Annotated in this window: 16 protein-coding genes and 1 other RNA gene; 11 read left to right on the top strand and 6 right to left on the bottom strand. The window is 68.4% G+C overall.

What is annotated here, in order from left to right; translation table 11 throughout:
- The 4 genes from SOM39_RS17940 to SOM39_RS17925 form a co-directional block, all read right to left on the bottom strand.
- On the bottom strand, positions 1 to 1,867 hold a 1,867-nt coding region (locus tag SOM39_RS17940; protein ID WP_320459143.1), incomplete at its 3' end, for an autotransporter outer membrane beta-barrel domain-containing protein.
- Positions 1,868 to 2,131: 264 nt separating this feature from the next.
- Positions 2,132 to 3,517 carry an FAD-binding oxidoreductase gene (locus SOM39_RS17935; protein WP_320459142.1) on the bottom strand — a complete coding sequence of 462 codons (1,386 nt, stop codon included), beginning with the start codon at positions 3,515 to 3,517 and terminating at the stop codon, positions 2,132 to 2,134.
- A gap of 42 nt (positions 3,518 to 3,559) precedes the next feature.
- A complete protein-coding gene (locus SOM39_RS17930; RefSeq protein WP_184124723.1) occupies positions 3,560 to 3,940 on the bottom strand; it encodes a YraN family protein in 381 nt (126 codons plus the stop codon).
- A gap of 4 nt (positions 3,941 to 3,944) precedes the next feature.
- Positions 3,945 to 5,663 carry a penicillin-binding protein activator gene (locus SOM39_RS17925; RefSeq protein ID WP_320459141.1) on the bottom strand — a complete coding sequence of 573 codons (1,719 nt, stop codon included), beginning with the start codon at positions 5,661 to 5,663 and terminating at the stop codon, positions 3,945 to 3,947.
- Positions 5,664 to 5,731: 68 nt separating this feature from the next.
- Between SOM39_RS17925 and rsmI the strand changes: the two genes are divergently transcribed.
- On the top strand, positions 5,732 to 6,553 hold the full coding sequence (gene rsmI / locus SOM39_RS17920; RefSeq protein WP_093536101.1) for a 16S rRNA (cytidine(1402)-2'-O)-methyltransferase: 822 nt from the start codon (positions 5,732 to 5,734) through the stop codon (positions 6,551 to 6,553).
- Between the two features lie 321 nt (positions 6,554 to 6,874).
- Positions 6,875 to 7,226, top strand: an RNA gene (rnpB, locus tag SOM39_RS17915) — RNase P RNA component class A.
- Positions 7,227 to 7,279: 53 nt separating this feature from the next.
- Here rnpB and SOM39_RS17910 read toward each other — a convergent pair.
- Positions 7,280 to 7,768 (bottom strand): DM13 domain-containing protein, encoded by a 489-nt coding sequence (locus tag SOM39_RS17910; protein WP_184124729.1) that lies wholly within the window; start codon positions 7,766 to 7,768, stop codon positions 7,280 to 7,282.
- A gap of 89 nt (positions 7,769 to 7,857) precedes the next feature.
- The gene (locus SOM39_RS17905; protein ID WP_320459140.1) at positions 7,858 to 8,649 is read right to left on the bottom strand and encodes an NRDE family protein; all 792 of its coding nucleotides are present in this window, start codon (positions 8,647 to 8,649) and stop codon (positions 7,858 to 7,860) included.
- A gap of 325 nt (positions 8,650 to 8,974) precedes the next feature.
- Between SOM39_RS17905 and mraZ the strand changes: the two genes are divergently transcribed.
- From mraZ to murG, 9 genes are read left to right on the top strand one after another with little or no spacing between them, the layout of a single operon-like run.
- Positions 8,975 to 9,421 carry a division/cell wall cluster transcriptional repressor MraZ gene (mraZ, locus tag SOM39_RS17900; RefSeq protein WP_093536097.1) on the top strand — a complete coding sequence of 149 codons (447 nt, stop codon included), beginning with the start codon at positions 8,975 to 8,977 and terminating at the stop codon, positions 9,419 to 9,421.
- A gap of 14 nt (positions 9,422 to 9,435) precedes the next feature.
- Positions 9,436 to 10,401 carry a 16S rRNA (cytosine(1402)-N(4))-methyltransferase RsmH gene (gene rsmH, locus SOM39_RS17895; protein WP_093536204.1) on the top strand — a complete coding sequence of 322 codons (966 nt, stop codon included), beginning with the start codon at positions 9,436 to 9,438 and terminating at the stop codon, positions 10,399 to 10,401.
- Positions 10,401 to 10,664 (top strand): cell division protein FtsL, encoded by a 264-nt coding sequence (gene ftsL, locus SOM39_RS17890; protein ID WP_068849221.1) that lies wholly within the window; start codon positions 10,401 to 10,403, stop codon positions 10,662 to 10,664. Before rsmH ends, ftsL begins: the two co-directional genes overlap by 1 nt.
- Positions 10,661 to 12,508 (top strand): peptidoglycan D,D-transpeptidase FtsI family protein, encoded by a 1,848-nt coding sequence (locus tag SOM39_RS17885; RefSeq protein ID WP_068849223.1) that lies wholly within the window; start codon positions 10,661 to 10,663, stop codon positions 12,506 to 12,508. The genes ftsL and SOM39_RS17885 overlap by 4 nt, the downstream gene beginning before the upstream one ends.
- Positions 12,505 to 13,983, top strand: coding sequence for a UDP-N-acetylmuramoyl-L-alanyl-D-glutamate--2,6-diaminopimelate ligase (locus SOM39_RS17880; RefSeq protein WP_320459139.1), 1,479 nt, complete (start codon positions 12,505 to 12,507; stop codon positions 13,981 to 13,983). Before SOM39_RS17885 ends, SOM39_RS17880 begins: the two co-directional genes overlap by 4 nt.
- Positions 13,980 to 15,374, top strand: coding sequence for a UDP-N-acetylmuramoyl-tripeptide--D-alanyl-D-alanine ligase (locus SOM39_RS17875; protein WP_320459138.1), 1,395 nt, complete (start codon positions 13,980 to 13,982; stop codon positions 15,372 to 15,374). Before SOM39_RS17880 ends, SOM39_RS17875 begins: the two co-directional genes overlap by 4 nt.
- On the top strand, positions 15,364 to 16,449 hold the full coding sequence (mraY, locus tag SOM39_RS17870; protein ID WP_068849228.1) for a phospho-N-acetylmuramoyl-pentapeptide-transferase: 1,086 nt from the start codon (positions 15,364 to 15,366) through the stop codon (positions 16,447 to 16,449). Before SOM39_RS17875 ends, mraY begins: the two co-directional genes overlap by 11 nt.
- Positions 16,449 to 17,774, top strand: a complete 1,326-nt coding sequence (ftsW, locus tag SOM39_RS17865; RefSeq protein ID WP_068849230.1) for a putative lipid II flippase FtsW — start codon at positions 16,449 to 16,451, stop codon at positions 17,772 to 17,774. The genes mraY and ftsW overlap by 1 nt, the downstream gene beginning before the upstream one ends.
- Complete coding sequence (gene murG, locus SOM39_RS17860) at positions 17,771 to 18,856, top strand: undecaprenyldiphospho-muramoylpentapeptide beta-N-acetylglucosaminyltransferase (RefSeq protein ID WP_210132014.1); 1,086 nt, start codon at positions 17,771 to 17,773, stop codon at positions 18,854 to 18,856. Before ftsW ends, murG begins: the two co-directional genes overlap by 4 nt.
- Positions 18,857 to 18,876: the final 20 nt, after the last annotated feature.

Raw genomic sequence — 18,876 nt, 5'->3', positions numbered from 1 at the left:
GCTGCACCGATGCATCCACGGACACGGCGTCATTGCGCCAGTTGCCGTACACACCTGCCGCGCCGCCTTCCACCTTGCCGCGTGCGCGGTAGGCGGTGAGGGAGGAGCGTGAGGTCGCCTGCGACCGGGCGGCCGCGAGCATCACGCCCACGCGGCCCCGGTCGGCAGCAAACGCGCCGATGTCGGTGCCGACCAGCAGACGCGAGCGGTCCACATCGAGCGCAAGCTGGTCCTTGACCGCGCCCAGGCGGGTATGGGTTCCATCCAGCGTCGCCCAGGCGCGCACGTTCCCACGGGTAGACGCGTGCTGCGCGGTGCGCTCGCGCGCACTGTGGCGCAGCAGGTGGTGGAGCGCGAACTGGTTGGCCAGGTAGGCGCCGGTTTCGGGGCGAAGCACGGGAGCCGGATCCACTGGATCGACGGGATCTACCGGATCAATTGGGTCCACCGGGTCCACCGGATCGACGGGATCGACTGGATCAATCGGATCAATCGGCTCGCACTGCGGCAGGCTGGGATCAACCTCGCACGGATCCGGCGTGGGGCCGCCCTCCGAGCGCAGGTACCAGCTGCCGTCGATGCCCTTGACCAGGAAATACTCGTACTGGCCGCCAACGGCACGCCCGACCAGGTCGAACTGCGCGTTGGATTCGCCGACGATGCTGATGAGCGCGATGCCACGGTCGGTCTTCGCGCCGGCGCCGCCAACGTTGAGCACGCGCACGTTGGCCTGGCCGTTGGCGTTGCCGCTGATGACCAGTCGGTCCGTGCTCGAGGCGTCGTCCCCGAGCACGGTGTTGAAGGCCAGGGTGCCGCCGTTGCCCACGAAGTTGTCCACGCTCAGCGTGTTGAATGCGGCGCCACTGCCCAGCGCAACCGTGCCGGCACCGTCCAGCTGCAGGTGGCCGACGCTGCTGTCGCCGGTCAGCAGCCAGCTGCTGCCGCTGCCGATTCCCGCCGAGGTCACGTTGGACAGGCGGCCCTCGATGCGCGCGTTGTTCTCCAGCAGCAGGTCGATACGCCCGCCAGCGGCACTGTCATCGAGGGTGATGTCACCCTGCAGGCGTGCGTTGTCGACCACCACGTTGACATGCGGTTGGCCGCCACCTGCGGCGCCGGTCGAGTTGCGCACGCGCAGCAGATGACCGTCGCCACCGGTGAGGCGGGCGTCGTTGGCAATGCGCACGTCATAGGTGTGATTGGCATCCAGGACCTCGATCGCCGCACCGCGGCGGGAAAGGATCGTCGAATCCTCGACGATCAAGCGGCCGTCGCCACGGGTGTCGTGAAGCATCACCCCGACGTTGCCCGCATCGATGTGCGAGCCGTTCAGCAGTTCCACCACGCCCGCGCCGTGGCGAATGCCGATGCCCGTGGCGTAATTCGGGTTACCCGGCCTGTCCACCACGTGGAGGGTCGAGGCATCCAGCGTCACCCGGGCGTCGGTGGTGCTGGCGATCATCATGATGCCGACCGTCGGGACGGACTCGGGGGCCTCCTCGCCAATAGTGACCCGGCTGTAGTGGAGGTATACCGAGGAGCTGGTCCATGAGCGGATGCCACCGTGCTCGATGCGCGAGTAGCTGGACAGCAGCGCGGAGCCACCGCGCAGTTCGATGGCTTCCACGTTGGAATGCTCGCGTTCGACCTGTGCATTCATCAGCGTGACCAGGCTGCCGTCCCGTGCGCTGATGCTGTACGTGCGGCCTCCATTGACCAGAAGTTCCGCGCCGTTGGTCAGCAGCCACCATTCCTGGGGATCGCCCTGCGTGACTTCGTGCGCTTCGCCGTCGAGTTCGCGTGCACTGGCATCGCCCGGTGGAAGCATCAGCAGGGCCAGCATCAGGGAGGACGCGAGCGGGCGCATCGAAACACGGGCGGAGGAGGAGCGGTTTGGCATCATCGTCGGGCGTTCTGGTCGGAGGGCAGAGGGACACCCGACCATCGGCACAGCGTTGGGATGCAGGCAGGCCGGTCGCGCAGCACGCTGCTGCGCAGGCAGGCCGGATGTCCAGGGGGCGACAAGAATGCGCAGCGATGCGCGCGTGGCCCATGCAAGGAATTGCAAAGCATCACACTTTGCGCGTGACGCGCTCCGCCATTTGCGACGACGTGGCGAAAACGTCGTCGATTACAGCGGCGGCAGCACCTTGCCCGGATTGAGGATGTCGTCCGGGTCGAGTGCGTGCTTGATCGCGCGCATCGCCGCCAACGTAGCCGGCGTAAAGGCCTGCGTCATGAAGTCGCGTTTGGCCAATCCGATGCCATGCTCGCCCGACAGCGTGCCGCCCAGCGCCAGGGTGAGTTCGAAGATCTTCGGCAACGCCGCCTGCGCACGCGCGCTCTCGTCCGCGTCGTCGGGGTGGTACAGGATGTTCACGTGCAGGTTGCCGTTGCCGGCATGGCCGAAGGTGACGATGGTCAGCGTGTACTGCTGCGCCAGTGCCTGCACACCGGCCACCAGGTCCGGAATGCGCGACACCGGCACCACCACGTCTTCGTTGATCTTGCCCGGCGCGATGCTGCGCAGTGCGGGTGACAGTGCCTTGCGCGCGGCCCACAGCTTCTCGCGCGCGCTGCCTTCCATTGCCACGTCCAGCGCCAGCATGCCGTCGCCTTCGGCGGCCGTGGCCAAGGCCTGCAGCAGGTGGGGCAGGGTGTCGTGGTCTCCATCGGCTTCGACCAACAGCATCGCGCCGGCCTCCGGCACCTCGGCGCCATTGCGGCGCAGCAGCTGCAGGCTGCGCGCATCCATGAACTCCAGCCGGGTCGGCACCACCGGCTGCGCCATCAGCCGCGACACCGCCGCCGCCGCCGCGTCCGCGTCGCGGTACAGCACCCGCAGCCCGGCCTGGGCCACCGGCAACGGGGTCAGCTTCAAGGTGGCTTCCACGATCAGCGCCAGGGTGCCTTCGCTGCCCACCAGCAGGTGGGTCAGGTCGTAGCCCGTGGCGTCCTTGGTATAGGCGCCGCCACACTGGATCAGTTCACCGGCGCCGGTGACCGCAACGAGCCCAAGCACGTTGTCGCGGCTGGTACCGTACTTCACCGCGCGTGGGCCGCCCGCGTTGCAGGCCAGGTTGCCACCGATGCTGCAGATATCGGCGCTGGATGGATCCGGTGCCCAGAACAGCCCGTGCTCGACCAGGGCGTGCTGCAGGTCGCCGTTGAGCACGCCCGGTTCCACCACCGCGCAGCGGTTGCCCGGCTGGATGTCGAGGATGCGGCCCATGCGCGCGAACGACAGCACGATGCTGCCGTTGACCGGTACCGCCGCACCGGTGGTGCCGGTACCGGCGCCGCGCGCCACCACCGGCACCCCGTGTGCGCGGCAGGCGCGCACGATCTGCAGCACCTGCTCGCGGTTGCGCGGCAGCGCCACGCCGTTGGGCAGCGCATGCCGCCAGGAGTTGTCCTGTGCATGCGCAGCCAGCGTGGTGGCATCGGTGCGCCAGCCATCGTCACCGAGCAGCGCCTGCAGGGTGGCGGAAAATTCAGCAGGCAGGGTCGTCGTCATTGCAGCCTTCCGGTAGCGCCGCCCGTTGGGCGGCCCTCATAGTCATCGATCGAAACCGCAGTCTTCCAGCCGGAAGGCGTCGCGCAACCAGTCCAGGCGGGGTGGGTCGCCGCTGGCATCAATCACGTCGAAACGGCAGGGTCCCTGCGCCAGCGTGGGATGCGACTGCAGGAACAGCTGTGCGGCCAACACCAGTTTGCGTCGTTTGCGCAGGTCCACCGAGGCCGCGCCACCCCCAAAATCGGCGGTGGCGCGATAGCGCACTTCCACGAACACGGTGGTGTCGCCATCGCGCATCACCAGGTCCAGCTCACCGCCCTTGTAGCGGGCGTTGCGCGCAACCGGAACAAGCCCGGCGCGCCGCAGGTGCGCCAGCGCGGCGGTTTCCACCGCCGCCCCGCGCTGCGCCCGCTGGGTGGGCATGGCCTCAGTTGTTGCCCACCGGCATCGGCCGGCCGCCGCTGAAGGTCGACCACGCCGGCACCCGCAGCACGTTGCCGTTGCTGTCGAGGAACAGGGTGCCGGTGGCGCCGGCCAGGCCGCCTTCGGTCGCGACCTTGTCCAGGTAGGCGCTGATCTTCCAGGCGTCGAAACCGAACGCGAACAGGCGACCGGCCGCGCCGCGCGCGGTCGGCAGGATCTGCCCGGCGGTCGCGGCCGAGGGCAGGCCAGCCACGCCGCGCACGTTCCAGGCTTCGTTCGGGTAGACGATGCCGTCCAGCGCCATGTCTTCTTCCGGTTTGCCGGTGCCCAGGGTCAGCTGCGAGGTGCCCACGCGGGTGGCGCCGCCCACGCCGGCCAGCGCCAGCTGCGGCGCCAGCGCGCGCGCCTGCGGTGCCTTCACCGCCAGCAGCACGCCGTCCACCGCGCCGGCGGCACGCAGCTGCGCGCCGATGTCGCCCACGGTGTCGCTCACACCCACGGTGGCCAGCACCTGGCCGCCGCGCTGGGTGAAGCGCTCGCGGAAGGCGGCGGCGGTACGGCGGCCGTTGTCGTCATTGCTGTGGAGCACCAGCACCTTGCTGCGTTCGCGGCTGCGCAGGTACTCGGCGGCGATGATGCCGTCGTCTTCCGGTGCCAGCGAAAAACCGGCGCTGCCGGCCGGCGGACTGCTCTTGCCGCGGTTCAGCGCCAGCACCGGCACCGGCAGTTCGGTACGGCCGAACACGGCGTCCACTTCATCGCGGCCCAACGGCCCGACGATGAAGTCCACGCCGGCAACGACGGCCTTGTCATACGCGGCCACGGCGCCGGCCGGAGTACCGGCGGTATCGATGAACTGGATATCCGGGCGCTGCCTGCTTTCACCGTAGTAGCCGCTGAGCAGGCCGTCGCGCACGGGCTGGGCGGCGGTGGCCAGGCGGCCGCTGAGCGGCAGCAGCACGGCCATCTTCACCGGCGGGCGGTAGCCATCGCTCATCGCCGGCGGACGCTTGCTGGTGTCGAACTGGGCCACGCCATCACGGTCGAACGGGCGCGGCAGCGGCAGCCCACGTGCGATCAGGGCGCGGCCGGCGAAGTTGTACAGCGGCTCGTTGGCCGGCAGCGCCGCAGCGCGGGCACGCAGGGTGGCATCGTCCAGCGTGCCGAGCAGACCGGCAATGGCCTGCTGGTTGTCGGTGCGTGCCTGGCCGGTCAGCGCGGCGTGCGCACGGGCGCGCTCGGTGGCCGCACCCATCGCATCGCCGGTGGCCTGCAGCGCATTGGCGCGCGCCAGCTGCCAGCGCGTGCGCAGCGGCGCGGAGACGGTGTCGGAGGATTCGTTCAGGAAGGCCAATGCCTGGGCGGGCTGCTTGTCGGCCAGGGCCAGCTCGGCGCTGGTCAGCTGGAAACGCTGCAGGCTGGCGCCGCTGAGCTGGCGAGCGGTGACCTGGGCCAGCAGGCTGCGCGCGCGGGCGTTGTCGCCGGCCTCGCGCCAGGCAAAGGCCGCATCGGCCAGCGCGGCGCCGCGGGCGTTGCCGCGCAGGGTGTTGGCCAGCGCTTCCAGCTGTACGGCGGCGTCACGCGGTTTGCCCTGGTCGATCAGCGCCAGGGCCTGGCTCTGCGCCGGCGATTCCGGGGCGCTGGTCAGGCTGGTCGTGGCGCAGCCGGCAAGCAGCAGCAGCGACAACGACAGGGCGGAGATGCGTGCGGCGGGCTTGTTCATCATCAGGTCCATTCGAGGGTGGCTCGTACACGTTAGGATTCTACCCTTGACCTGTGAGTGCCGTTGCGATGAGTGCTGTCCCCACGCTATATGTCGTTGCCACCCCGATCGGCAACCTGTCCGACCTGACGCCGCGGGCGCAGGAGGTGCTGCGTTCGGTGGCCGCGATCTGCGCCGAGGACACCCGCCGCAGCGGCCAGCTGCTGGCCCACTTCGGCATCCAGCAGCCGCTGGTGGCGCTGCACGACCACAATGAAGAGGTGCTGGCCCAGCGCATCGTGGCGCGGCTGCAGGCGGGCGAATCGCTGGCGCTGGTCAGTGATGCCGGGACGCCGCTGGTCAGCGATCCCGGCTACCGGCTGGTCCGTGCCGCGCGCGAAGCCGGCATCCGGGTCAGCCCGGTTCCCGGCGCCTGTGCGGCCATTGCCGCGCTCAGCGTGGCCGGGCTGCCCAGCGACCGCTTCACCTTCGAAGGCTTCCTGCCGGCCAAGGGGTCCGGCCGCCGCGAACGCCTGCAGGCGCTGGCAGGGGAAACCCGCACGCTGGTCTTTTACGAATCCTCACACCGCATCGCGGAGTCGCTCGCAGACATGGTGGCCGCATTCGGCCCAACACGGCCCGCAGTGTTGGCGCGCGAACTGACCAAGCTGTTCGAGACTGTGCTCGACGGCGACCTGGCCAGCCTGCTGCAGCAGGTCGAAGCCGACGACAACCAGCGCAAAGGCGAATTCGTGGTGATGGTGCAGGGTGCGGCCAACGATGAAGAGGCCCAGCTCGCGCAGGGCCGCCGCCTGTACGCCAAGCTCAGCGAACACCTGCCGCCCTCAACAGCCGCCAAACTCGCCGCCGAACTCACCGGCGCCCCGCGAAAAGCGTTGTACGGCTCGTAAACGGCATCGCAATGGATTCGTGGAAATTTCCGGGCGGCTGGCTGATTGATCCCGACCTGCGGACGTTACGTAACACGTCGTAGCCCCGGCCGTTGGCCGGACACCGCGCGCAGCGCGGCTCAAGCGCCCGGAGACGGTAACGCAACAACTGCGGCCAACGCCCCGGCGTTCAAAGGTTCCGAAGCCGCCGGTCAGGGTTCATGACGCCGGCACGAAGAGCAGCCGGCCAACGGCCGGCGCTACGAATTGATACGGGCCCATTGGGATCGGTATCAATCAACCAGGGGCCAGCATCCGTTACGGTGGTAGACTACCCACGGCAGAGCCGGCCAGACAGTCGCGTCATTCCTTCGGGAATGCCGAGGAAAGTCCGGGCTCCGCAGGGCAAGGTGCCAGGTAACGCCTGGGCGGCGCGAGCCGACGGAAAGTGCAACAGAAAGATACCGCCTACGTTCCCTTCGGGGAGCCGGTAAGGGTGAAATGGTGCGGTAAGAGCGCACCGCGAGTCTGGCAACAGACCGGCACGGCAAACCCCACCTGGAGCAAGACCAAATAGGGTCCTCATGGCGCGGCCCGCGTCGGGACCGGGTAGGTTGCTTGAGCGCCACGGTGACGTGGCGCCTAGAAGAATGACTGTCCACGACAAAACCCGGCTTATCGGCCGGCTCTGCCGCTTTTTCCGCCGACGGCGAAGAAGCCCCCTCAGCAAAGGGGGCTCCTCGTTCGTCAGGCTTGCGGGCCCATTCGATACTGGGCCGCCGAGATGAACTGGCTGAACGCTTCGCACCACACCACCACGGTGGTGTAGTCGTCGATGTCCACGTGGTCGGGCACGTCCAACAGGAAGCGGTTGAAGGTCTTTACGTCACCGATCAGCGTGGCGTCCTGCTTGATCCGCAGGAAATCGCCGCGGGTGTCGACGTATTCGCGCGACAGGTACACCTTGTAATCCGGGCCGGGGCCCATGCGGCCATCGAAGGCGATCTGGCTGTGGCTCACGCTGACCTTGCCGTCGGCCCAATGCACCGCGTCACTGCCCTTGAGGTCGCGGCGGAAGCGGGCTTCATGGGTGCTGTTGGCCATCGCCTCGGCAACGCTGGACGCGCTGGGCCCATCCGGTGCGGTAAGGATGGGCAACAGGTATACCCCGCTGCCGAAGCCTGCTGCCAGGGTCAGCACATGGGTGGCCAGGAAAACGGTAATTCGTCGATTCATCAAGGGTCTCGGCTGGAGGGCGCCAACTGCGCCGGTACCAGACAAGAGCGACGAGCGGGCGGGAACGATCCGGACCGCCCCCGCTTCATTCACCCTGCAGCGGGGCTGGGCAACGGCCCGGGCGGGCCGACCGTGAGCGCGGTCTCGCCCACGCACGCGCCCGACGGGTCGAAACGACGCTCGCGGATGAAGCCCTGGCCCTGTGCATCCAGTGCGATCACGGTGCTGGCCCGGGTGCCGTACTCCGGGCTGCGGATGAAGGCGGCCGACAGCCAGCGCTCCCGCTCCAGGCCAATGCCGGTGTCGGGCAGTCGGGCGTCGTCGGCGCGGTTCTCGTCGGCCAGTGCCGCCCACAGCGGCGCCAGGTCCTCGCGGCCGGCGTCCACCCAGTCCTGCAGGGCGGCATTCAAGGCCAGGGTCTTGGGCCATGGCGCGTCCAGCGGGCCGTTGGACATGCCGTGGATACCCTGGGCCAGGGTCTGCCGCAGCAGCGGGTGGTTGCCCAGGAACTGGCAGCTGTCCCGATCGGCCAGCAGCAGGTTGAACGGGGCAAAGGCCGGGGCGTTGCCGGCCAGCGCGTCGGCAAAGGCGGCCGCAGAACCGGTCCCGCGCAGGTAGTCGGCTACGAGTGCACCGCGTGACGGGCCGGTCTGCCGGGCCAGCGGGTCGCGCACGTTGGTCACCACCGCCATCCGGCCATCCAGGCCGACGCCGGCCCAGGTGCCGCCCGAACGCAGGTCGCGCCCGGCCAGCACGCCCAGGTCCGGTGCGGGCCACGCCGCCAAACCAGTCGTGGGACGTGCATGGAATTCATCGCGGTTGCCGGCCATCAGCAACTGCCAGCGGGGGTGGACCTTCCAGGCCAAGGCAAGCAGGCACATGCCCGGCATTGTGCCGGTTTTGCGCAGCAACGGGTCGCTTGGGACATGGGGGCGGATGAATGCGCGGGGAGGTTTCACGCCACCTCCACACCCCTGAACTTCGCCCCAATCTCAAAAATTGAGACGAAACAGCAACTTGTGGATAAGCCTTGAACAAGTCTCTAAACATTGCTGCAAGCCCTTGATGTCCAAGGTGATTTCCCCTTCGCAAAACTGTTGACAACCCAATCGGCACTGCTAAGGTGGGCAACAGAGGGGAAACCGGGTTTTTTGTGGTTTTTCGTGGTTCAATGTTTCATCCAGGCGAAGGAAAGGTGTACGCGTCGTGTTTCAGGGCGAGACGGCCATCACGGTTGACGATAAAGGACGCATGGCGGTTCCCACCGCGCATCGCGACCTCGTCGCGCGTGTGAGCAACAACCGCCTGGTCCTGACCTACAACCCCTTCGAGTCCGGCTGCCTCTGGCTGTATGCCGAGCAGGAGTGGGAACGGGTCCGCGACGACGTCATGGCCAAGCCCAACACACAGCGCGTCGTGCGCCTGCTGCAACAGAAGCTGGTCGGTTCGGCCGCGCATCTGGAGCTGGATGGCAACGGCCGCATCAGTATTCCGGCAAGCCACCGCAACGCTGTTGGCATTGAAAAGAAGGCGGTGTTGCTCGGCATGGGCGACAAATTCGAATTGTGGAGCGAGCAGGCTCATCGCGCACTGATCCAGCAGACGTTGTCTGACGAGGATCTGGGCGATGGGTTGCTCGACCTGAAGTTGTGACCCGGGGTGCCCGGGTGCGCGGAGGCGCGCAGGCCGGTCACCTTCCGGTGTCGCAGTCGCCGGCGGGCCATCTGCCGGTGCTGTACACGCAGGTCCTGGACGGCCTGAGGGTGATCGAAAACGGAACGTATCTCGATGGCACGTTTGGTCGTGGCGGTCACGCCCGCGGCGTGCTCGAGCAACTCGGTCCTGGAGGCCGGCTGCTGGTCATGGACAAGGATCCGGAGGCAATCGCGGTAGCCGAGCGTGATTTCGCGCCGGACCCGCGCGTCTCGATCTTCCGTGGCAGTTTCGCCGACCTGCTGCACTGGAACGCAACCGCCGACGGCCTGGACGGGGTGCTGTTCGACCTCGGCGTGTCCTCGCCGCAGCTGGACGTGGCCGAGCGCGGTTTCAGCTTCGGCAAGGACGGCCCGCTGGACATGCGCATGGACCCGGACAGCGGCGAAAGCGCGGCGCAGTGGCTCAACCGTGTCGAAGAGCGCGAGCTGATGGATGTGCTGTGGACCTATGGCGAAGAACGCCAGGGGCGCCGCATCGCCCGCGCGATCATCGCCCGCCGCGACAAGCAGCCGTTCACCCGCACCGCCGAGCTGGCTGAACTGATCGCTTCGGTGATGCCGCGTGGCAAAGACAAGATCCACCCGGCCACGCGCAGCTTCCAGGCCATCCGCATCCACATCAACCGCGAACTGGCCGACCTTGAAGCCGGCCTGGACGCGGCGATGGCGCGCCTCAAGCCCGGCGGCCGGCTGGCGGTGATCAGCTTCCATTCGCTGGAAGACCGCATCGTCAAGCAGTTCATGAACCGCCACGCCAAGGCCCCGCCGACCAATCGCCGGTTGCCCGAGCTGGCGGCGTTCGTGCCGACGCTGGATCTGATCGGCGGCGCCATCAAGGCCGAGGACGACGAGCTGGCGGTCAACCCGCGCTCGCGCAGCGCCGTGCTGCGCGTGGCCGAAAAGCGCGGGGTGGCGTGATGAGCCGCCTGCTGCTGGTCGTGCTGCTGGCCTGCACCATCGCCTCGGCGATCGGGGTGGTGTTCATGCGCCACCGCCACCGGCAGACCTTCGTGGAGCTGTCGCGCGTGGAGCGCGCCCGCGACGAACTGAACATTGAATTCGGCCGCCTGCAGCTGGAACAGGCCACCCTGGCCGAAGCCACCCGCGTTGACCGCGTGGCCCGCGAGCGGCTGGGCATGAAGTTCCCCGAAGCGGCCGATGTCGTGGTGGTACGGCCATGAACAAGACCGGCCGCAACCGCACCCGCAACGCCTTCAACCTGCGCCAGCGCCTGAAGTGGGTCGGCCTGGCGCTGGGCCTGTGCTCGGTGTCGCTGGTCGGCCGCGCCGCCTACGTGCAGATCATCAACAGCGATTTCTACCAGCGCCAGGGCGAAGCCCGCTACCTGCGCGAGCTGCCCATCAACACCTCGCGCGGCATGATCACCGACCGCAACGGCGAACCGGTGGCGGTGTCCACCCCGGTCGCCTCGATCTGGGTCAACCCGCAGGAGCTGATGCGCTCGCCCGACCGCATTCCGGAACTGGCCACCGCGCTGGGCATGCCGCTGGACGAGCTGACCTCGAAGCTGAGCCAGAAGGCAGACAAGGAATTCATGTACCTGCGCCGCCGGATCAATCCCGACGACGCCGAGAAGGTGGTTGCCCTGAAGATCCCGGGCGTGGCCTCGCAGCGCGAGTTCCGCCGCTTCTACCCGCAGGGTGAGGCGATGGCGCACGTGCTCGGCTTCACCAACATCGACGACCGCGGCCAGGAAGGGCTGGAGCTGGCCTTCGACGAATGGCTGCGCGGCAAGGCCGGCGCCAAGCGGGTGATCCGCAACCGCAAGGGCGAGACCGTCGAAAGCGACCTGCTGCGCGCCGCCGAACCGGGCAAGGACCTGACCCTGAGCATCGACCGTCGCATCCAGTTCCTGGCCTTCAAGGAACTGCGCAACGCGCTGATCGAGAACAAGGCCGCGGGCGGTTCCATGGTGATCATGGACGTGGCCACCGGCGAAGTGCTGGCCATGGTCAACCTGCCGACCTACAACCCCAATGCGGTGGGCGGCGCGGCGCCGGACACCCGCCGCAACCGCGCCGTGACCGACCTGGTCGAGCCGGGTTCGACCATGAAGCCGCTGACCATCGCCTCGGCGCTGCAGTCCGGCGTGGTCACCAAGGACACCACGGTCGACACCAACCCGGGCTACATGGCGATCGGCCGCTACACCATCAAGGACGTGCCGCGGAACAACGGCGTGCTCAACGTCACCGGCGTGATCACCCGCAGCTCGAACATCGGCGCGGCCAAGATCGCGGCCAAGATGCCCGACCAGGTGTTCTACGACCACGTCCACAGCTTCGGCTATGGCAGCGCTCCGCACAGCGGTTTCCCCGGCGAATCGGCGGGCGTGCTGCCGCGCCCGGCGCGCTGGAGCGGTTCGTCCAAGACCACCATGTCCTACGGCTATGGCCTGAATGTCACCCCGCTGCAGATCGCCACGGCGTACTCGGCGCTGGGCAATGGCGGCAAGCTGATCGCGCCGACCTTCGTCAAGGGCCAGCGCAACGAAGGCAAGCAGATCATCGACGAGAACATCGCCAAAGAGGTCGTGGCGATGATGGAAACGGTGGTCACCCAGGGCGGCGCCAAGCAGGCGGCGGTGCTGGGTTACCACGTGGCCGGCAAGACCGGTACCGCACGCAAGGCCGGTCCGGGCGGCTACGAGCGTGGCCACTACAACGCGCTGTTCGCCGGCGTGGTGCCGGCCAGCAACCCGCGCTTTGCCACGGTGATCGTCATCAACGACCCGCAGGCCGGCAAGTACTACGGCGGCCTGGTGTCCGCGCCGGTGTTCCACAACGTCATGGAAGGCGCGCTGCGCCTGATGGACGTGCCGCCGGACGACATCGATTCCTGGCTGGCGGCCCAGCAGTCCGGAAAGATGGGCCACGCCGCCTCCTCGCTGCCGACCCCGCCGCCGGCCGAGGCGGTGGTTGCCCCCGACGCCGCCGCTGAATTCGATGCCGCGCTGCCCAGCGCGCACGCCACGTTGCCGCCCGCGCAGGGAGGCACGCAATGAGCCAGATGATGTTGCTTTCGCAGTTGCTTCCCGATGTGGTGCTGAGCCACGACCCGTCCATCACCGGCCTGGTGCTGGACAGCCGCGCGGTGCGCCCCGGCAACGCCTTTGTCGCGATTGCCGGCTTCGGCGCGCACGGGCTGGGCTTTGTCGACCAGGCCCGCGCCGCCGGTGCGGCCGCGATCCTGTTCGAACCGCCGGCCCCGGCGGAGCTGCCGGCACCGGCCGATGCCATTGCCGTGCCGGGCCTGCGCACGCGCATGGGCGCCATGGCCGACCAGTTCCATGGCCAGCCCTCGCGCGCGATGACCATGGTCGGCGTGACCGGCACCAACGGAAAAACCTCCACCGTGCAGCTGCTGGCCCAGGCCTGGCACCTGCTCGGCACCGCCAGTGGCAGCATCGGCACCTTGGGCGTGGGTCTGTACGGCGATGTGGTGCCGACCGGCTTCACCACGCCGCTGGTGCTGCAGATGCATGAAGTGCTGGCGCAGCTGCGTGACCAGGGCGCCAGGGCGGTGGCCATGGAAGTGAGCTCGCATGCGCTCGACCAGGGCCGCGTGGATGCCGTGCACTACGACGTGGCGGTGTTCACCAACCTCACCCGCGACCATCTCGATTACCACGGCGACATGGCCCAGTACGGCGCGGCCAAGGCCAAGCTGTTCCACCGCGCCGGCCTGAAGGCCGCGGTGGTGAACCTGGATGACAGCTTCGGCAGCGAACTGCTGCGCACGGTCGATGCCGGCGTCGCCCGGATCGGGGTCAGCTCGCGCGGTGCGCAGCAGGCCACTTTGCGCGCCGACTCGCTCAAGCTCGATGGCCGTGGCATTGCCTTCGATCTGGTGGTCGACGGTGCACGCCACCCGGTGCAGTCGCCGCTGCTGGGCCGCTTCAACGTGGACAACCTGCTGGCCGTGGCCGGCGTGCTGCACGCGCTGGGCCATGCCCCCGAGGCGATCGCCGCGCTGGTGTCGCAGCTGCAGCCGATCGCCGGGCGCATGAACCGCCTCGGCGGCGAACGCGGCCTGCCGACCGTGGTGGTCGATTACGCGCATACCCCCGATGCATTGGAGCAGGCCCTGCAGAGCCTGCAGGGCCACCTGCAGGGCAGGCTGTTCTGCGTGTTCGGCTGCGGCGGCGAACGCGACGCGGGCAAGCGCCCGCAGATGGCGGCCATCGCCGAACGCCTGGCCCAGCAGGTGATCGTCACCGACGACAACCCGCGCGGCGAGGATGGCGACGCCATCGTGGCCGACATCCTGGCTGGTTTCACTGCCCCCGACGCGGTCACCGTGCAGCGCAACCGCGCGCGCGCGATCGGCCTGGCGGTGAAGCTGGCCGGCCCTGGCGACATCGTGCTGCTGGCCGGCAAGGGGCATGAGCCCTATCAGGAAGTGCGCGGGGTCAAGCACGACTTCGACGACACCCTGGCGGCCGCTGCCGCGCTCAGCGCCAAGGAGGCCATCCTGTGAAGCGCACGCCGCTCTCGCTGATCGCCCATTGGGCCGGGGGTGACATCCATGGCGATGACACCGCCATCGACGCCATCAGCAACGACACCCGCACGCTGGCGCCGGGCAGCCTGTACGTGGCACTGCGTGGCGAGCGCTTCGACGGCCATGATTTCGCTGCCGACGCGGTGGCCCGTGGCGCCAGCGCGATGCTGGTCGAGCGCCTGCTCGACGTGGCCGTGCCGCAGATCGTGGTCGGCGACAGCGAGCATGCGCTTGGCCGGATCGCGGCTGGGATGCAGCGCGACCGCGCCGCACGCGTGTTCGCCATCACCGGCAGCAACGGCAAGACCAGCGTCAAGAGCCTGCTGCTGGCGATCCTGCAGCAGGTGGCGCGCGAGCAGGGCGCGGTGGTGTACGCCAACCCGGGCAACCGCAACAACGAGATCGGCCTGCCGCTGGCGGTGATCGATGCGCCGGAAGATGCCGATTACGCCATCTACGAGATGGGCGCCGGCAAGCCGGGTGACATCGCCTACCTCACCGACATCGCGCGCCCGCAGTACGCACTGGTCAACAACATCGCCCCGGCCCACCTGGAGCGGATGGGCAGCCTGCAGGGCGTGGCCAGCACCAAGGGCGCCATCTACGCCGCACTGCCGGCCGATGGCGTGGCGGTGATCAATGCCGATGACGCCTTCGGCATCTGGTTTGAACAGCACATCGTCGGCCAGCCGGCGCGCAGCCGCGTGCTGCGTTATGGCCTGGACCACAGCGCCGACGTGACCGCGCAGCAGATCCGCGCGACCGCAGACGGCAGCCGGTTCCTGCTGGTCAGCCCGGCCGGCAGCGTGGATATCGCCTTGGCGCTGCCGGGCCGCCACAACGTCAGCAACGCCCTGGCCGCCGCATCGCTGGCGCTGGCGGCGGGCATCGGCCTGGATTCGATTGCCGCCGGCCTGGCCCGTGCCGAACCGGTACCGGGCCGCCAGATCGCGCACCGGCTGCCCAATGGCGCCGTGCTGATCGATGACAGCTACAACGCCAACCCCGGTTCGCTGGCCGCTGCCATCGATGCGCTGGCCGCGGCGAAGGACGAGGCCTGGCTGGTGCTGGGTGACATGCGCGAACTCGGCCCGGATGGCGAGGCACTGCATGCGCAGGCCGGGCGCCGTGCCCGCGATGCCGGCCTGAAGCGGCTGTACACGCTGGGCACGCTGAGCGCGGCGGCATCGCAGGCGTTCGGCGACGGTGGCCGTCATTTCCAGAGCCACGACGCGCTGGCTGCCGCGCTGGCCGACGAACTGCATGCTGGCGTGCGCTGCCTGGTCAAGGGCTCGCGCGGCAGCGCCATGGACAAGATTGTAAAAGCGCTGCTGGCGCGAGGAGAGGAAACCCCCCATGTTGCTTGAACTGGCCCGATGGTTGCAGCAGTTGGAGAGCCTGTTCGGGCTGTTCGGCTACCTGACTCTGCGAGGCATCCTGGCCGCGCTTACCGCGCTGTTCCTGTCGCTGTGGCTGGGCCCGGCGATGATCCGCAAGCTGGCCCAGTTCAAGGGCGGCCAGCCGATCCGTACCGACGGCCCGCAGACCCACTTCTCCAAGGCCGGCACGCCGACCATGGGCGGTTCGCTGATCCTGCTCACCATCACCCTGTCGGTGCTGCTGTGGGCCGACCTGCGCAACCGCTACGTGTGGGTGGTGCTGGCGGTGATGCTGTGCTTCGGCGCCATCGGCTGGTACGACGACTGGATCAAGATCGTGCGCCGCGACCCGAACGGCCTGAAGTCGCGCTGGAAGTACCTGCTGCAATCGATCTTCGGCCTTGCCGCCGGTCTGTTCCTGTTCTACACCGCCGACGTGCCGGCCGCACTGACCTTCTACATCCCGATGTTCAAGTCGGTGGCGCTGCCGCTGGCGGGCATCAGCTTCGTGGCCATTGCCTACTTCTGGATCGTCGGCTTCTCCAACGCGGTCAACCTGACCGACGGCCTGGATGGGTTGGCGATCATGCCGACGGTGCTGGTGGCCTGCGCGCTGGGCGTGTTCGCCTATGCCTCGGGCAACGTGGTGTTCTCCAACTACCTGCAGATCCCGCAGATTCCCGGTGCGGGCGAACTGGTGATCATCTGCGCGGCGATCGCCGGCGCGGGGCTGGGCTTCCTGTGGTTCAACACCTACCCGGCCATGGTGTTCATGGGCGACATCGGCGCGCTGGCGCTGGGCGCGGTGCTGGGCACCATCGCGGTGATCACCCGCCAGGAACTGGTGCTGGTGATCATGGGCGGCGTGTTCGTGATTGAAACGCTGTCGGTGATGATCCAGGTCGCCTCGTTCAAGCTGACCGGCAAGCGCGTGTTCCGCATGGCGCCGATCCACCACCACTTCGAGCTCAAGGGCTGGCCGGAGCCGCGCGTGATCGTGCGCTTCTGGATCATCTCGGTGGTGCTGGTGCTGATCGGCCTGGCCACGTTGAAGGTCCGCTGATGAACGACCTGTCGCGCCAGGCAACCCGCCTTGAAGCCATCGGAGGCCACTTCGACAAGTGGCTGCTGGGCGCGATCATCACGCTCACCGGGCTGGGCGTGGTGATGGTTGCGTCGAGCTCGATCGCCCTGATGAGCAGCCCGTTCTACTACCTCAACCGCCATCTGATCTTCCTGGCGGTGGGCATCGTGCTGGCCGGGCTGGCCATGCGCACCGAGCTCAAGAGCATCGAGCAGTACAACCAGATGCTGCTGCTGGGCTGCTTCGCGCTGCTGGTGGTGGTGTTCATTCCCGGCCTGGGCAGCAGCGTCAATGGCGCCCGGCGCTGGATCAACCTGGGTTTCTCCAAGTTCCAGACCGTCGAAGCCGTGAAGGTGCTCTACATCGTGTGGCTGTCCAGCTACCTGGTGCGCTTCCGCGACGAGGTCAATGCGACCTGGCCGGCGATGCTCAAGCCGCTGGGCGTGGCCGGCGCGCTGGTGGTGCTGCTGCTGCTGCAGCCCGACTTCGGTTCCTCCACCCTGCTGCTGGCGATCACCGCCGGCATGCTGGTGCTGGGCGGGGTGAACCTGCCGCGCATGTCGATGCCGATCGTGTTCGGCCTGGTGGCGATGAGCGCGCTGGCGATCATCGAACCGTACCGCATGCGCCGCATCACCTCGTTCTGGGACCCGTGGGCCGACCAGCAGGGCGACGGCTACCAGCTGTCCAACGCGCTGATGGCGGTGGGCCGTGGCGAGTGGACCGGCGTGGGCCTGGGCAATTCGGTGCAGAAGCTGTACTACCTGCCCGAAGCACACACCGACTTCATTTTCTCGGTCACCGCCGAAGAACTGGGGTTCGTCGGCACCTGCCTGATCGTGGCGCTGTACGCGCTGCTGGCCGGCCGCGCGTTCTGGATCGGCATGCGCTGCGTGGAAATGAAGCGGCACTTCTCCGGCTACATCGCCTTCGGCATCGGCCTGTGGGTGAGCATGCAGAGTTTCGTCTCGATCGGCGTGAACCTGGGCATCCTGCCGACCAAGGGCCTGACCCTGCCACTGATTTCGTCTGGCGGTTCGAGCATCCTGATGACCTGCGTGGCGATGGGCCTGCTGCTGCGCGTGTCCTACGAACTGGACCGTGCCGAGCGCCGCCAGGCCGTGCGCATGGGCGCGGCAGAACTGGATGATGCCGCGCCCGTCGATGCGCCGGCCCGTGCCAGCGCCGTGGCCGCAGCCATGCAGGAAAGCAACGCACGTGCGTCCGCGCAGCGCGACAGCGCCCCGCGTGGGACCAGCCGCATGCAGCAGCGGATCGAGCCGACCCTGGGGAGGATGGGATGAACGCCCAGCATTCCCCGCGTCCGGTGATGATCATGGCCGGCGGTACCGGTGGCCACATCTTCCCCGGCCTGGCCGTGGCCAAGGTGCTGCGCGAACGCGGCATTCCCGTGACCTGGCTGGGCAGCATCGGCGGCATGGAAACGCGCCTGGTGCCGCAGCACGACATTCATATCGACACGCTGGCGATCAGTGGCCTGCGTGGCAAGGGCAAGCTGGCGCTGCTGACCGCGCCTGGCCGCCTGCTGCGCGCCGTGCGCTCGGCCGGCTTCCTGATCCGCGACCGCCAGCCGCGCGCGGTGATCGCCTTCGGCGGCTTCGCCTCCGGTCCCGGGGGGCTGGCCGCACGCCTGCACGGCCTGCCGTTGCTGGTGCACGAACAGAACCGCGCGCCGGGCCTGACCAACCGCGTGCTCTCGCGTTTCGCACGCCGCGTGCTGACCGGGTTCCCGGGCAGCTTCGCCCAGCGCGAAGAAGCGGTCGGTAACCCGGTGCGGGCCGAGATTGCCGCCATTGCCGGACCCGAACAGCGCCTGGCCGGTCGCGAAGGCCCGCTGCGGGTGCTGGTGCTCGGTGGCAGCCAGGGTGCGCGTGCCCTCAACAACGCCGTGCCGCAGGCACTCGCCGCACTGGCCGGTCGCATCGCGGTCGACGTGCGCCACCAGAGCGGTGAAAAGCTGCACGCCGAAGCGCTGCAGGCGTACCAGGATGCCGGTGTCACTGCGCGCGTCGAGCCGTTCATCGCCGACATGGCCGAAGCGTTCGCCTGGGCCGACCTGGTGGTCTGCCGCTCCGGCGCGTCCACCCTGGCCGAGCTGTGCGCGGTCGGCGTGGGCAGCGTGCTGGTGCCGTTCGCGGCGGCCGTCGACGATCACCAGACCCGCAACGCGGAGTACCTGGTCGAACGTGGTGCGGCCGTGTTGCTGAAGCAGGACGAAACGCTGGCCACGCGCCTGCAGGACGTACTGCGCGATCTGTCCGAAAATTCCGCCCGCCGCATGCAGATGGCAACCGCCGCGCGTGCCCTGGCCAAGGTCGATGCCGCCGAGCGCATCGCCGACATCATTCTCGAGGAATCCAAATGAACACCGTTACGCGAGGCCGC

Source organism: Stenotrophomonas sp. CFBP8994 (assembly GCF_034044835.1).
GTDB classification, from domain to species: domain Bacteria; phylum Pseudomonadota; class Gammaproteobacteria; order Xanthomonadales; family Xanthomonadaceae; genus Stenotrophomonas; species Stenotrophomonas rhizophila_A.
This window is presented reverse-complemented; position numbering and strand designations above follow the sequence as displayed.

Excerpts from the sequence above, each read along its gene's own strand:
- SOM39_RS17905 (WP_320459140.1), bottom strand. The coding sequence starts at position 8,649 with ATGTGCCTGCTTGCCTTGGCCTGGAAGGTCCACCCCCGCTGGCAGTTG.
- SOM39_RS17880 (WP_320459139.1), top strand. The coding sequence starts at position 12,505 with ATGAGCCAGATGATGTTGCTTTCGCAGTTGCTTCCCGATGTGGTGCTG.
- SOM39_RS17925 (WP_320459141.1), bottom strand. The coding sequence starts at position 5,663 with ATGAACAAGCCCGCCGCACGCATCTCCGCCCTGTCGTTGTCGCTGCTG.
- SOM39_RS17930 (WP_184124723.1), bottom strand. The coding sequence starts at position 3,940 with ATGCCCACCCAGCGGGCGCAGCGCGGGGCGGCGGTGGAAACCGCCGCG.
- SOM39_RS17885 (WP_068849223.1), top strand. The coding sequence starts at position 10,661 with ATGAACAAGACCGGCCGCAACCGCACCCGCAACGCCTTCAACCTGCGC.
- SOM39_RS17935 (WP_320459142.1), bottom strand. The coding sequence starts at position 3,517 with ATGACGACGACCCTGCCTGCTGAATTTTCCGCCACCCTGCAGGCGCTG.
- SOM39_RS17910 (WP_184124729.1), bottom strand. The coding sequence starts at position 7,768 with ATGAATCGACGAATTACCGTTTTCCTGGCCACCCATGTGCTGACCCTG.
- ftsW (WP_068849230.1), top strand. The coding sequence starts at position 16,449 with ATGAACGACCTGTCGCGCCAGGCAACCCGCCTTGAAGCCATCGGAGGC.
- mraY (WP_068849228.1), top strand. The coding sequence starts at position 15,364 with ATGTTGCTTGAACTGGCCCGATGGTTGCAGCAGTTGGAGAGCCTGTTC.
- ftsL (WP_068849221.1), top strand. The coding sequence starts at position 10,401 with ATGAGCCGCCTGCTGCTGGTCGTGCTGCTGGCCTGCACCATCGCCTCG.
- rsmI (WP_093536101.1), top strand. The coding sequence starts at position 5,732 with ATGAGTGCTGTCCCCACGCTATATGTCGTTGCCACCCCGATCGGCAAC.
- murG (WP_210132014.1), top strand. The coding sequence starts at position 17,771 with ATGAACGCCCAGCATTCCCCGCGTCCGGTGATGATCATGGCCGGCGGT.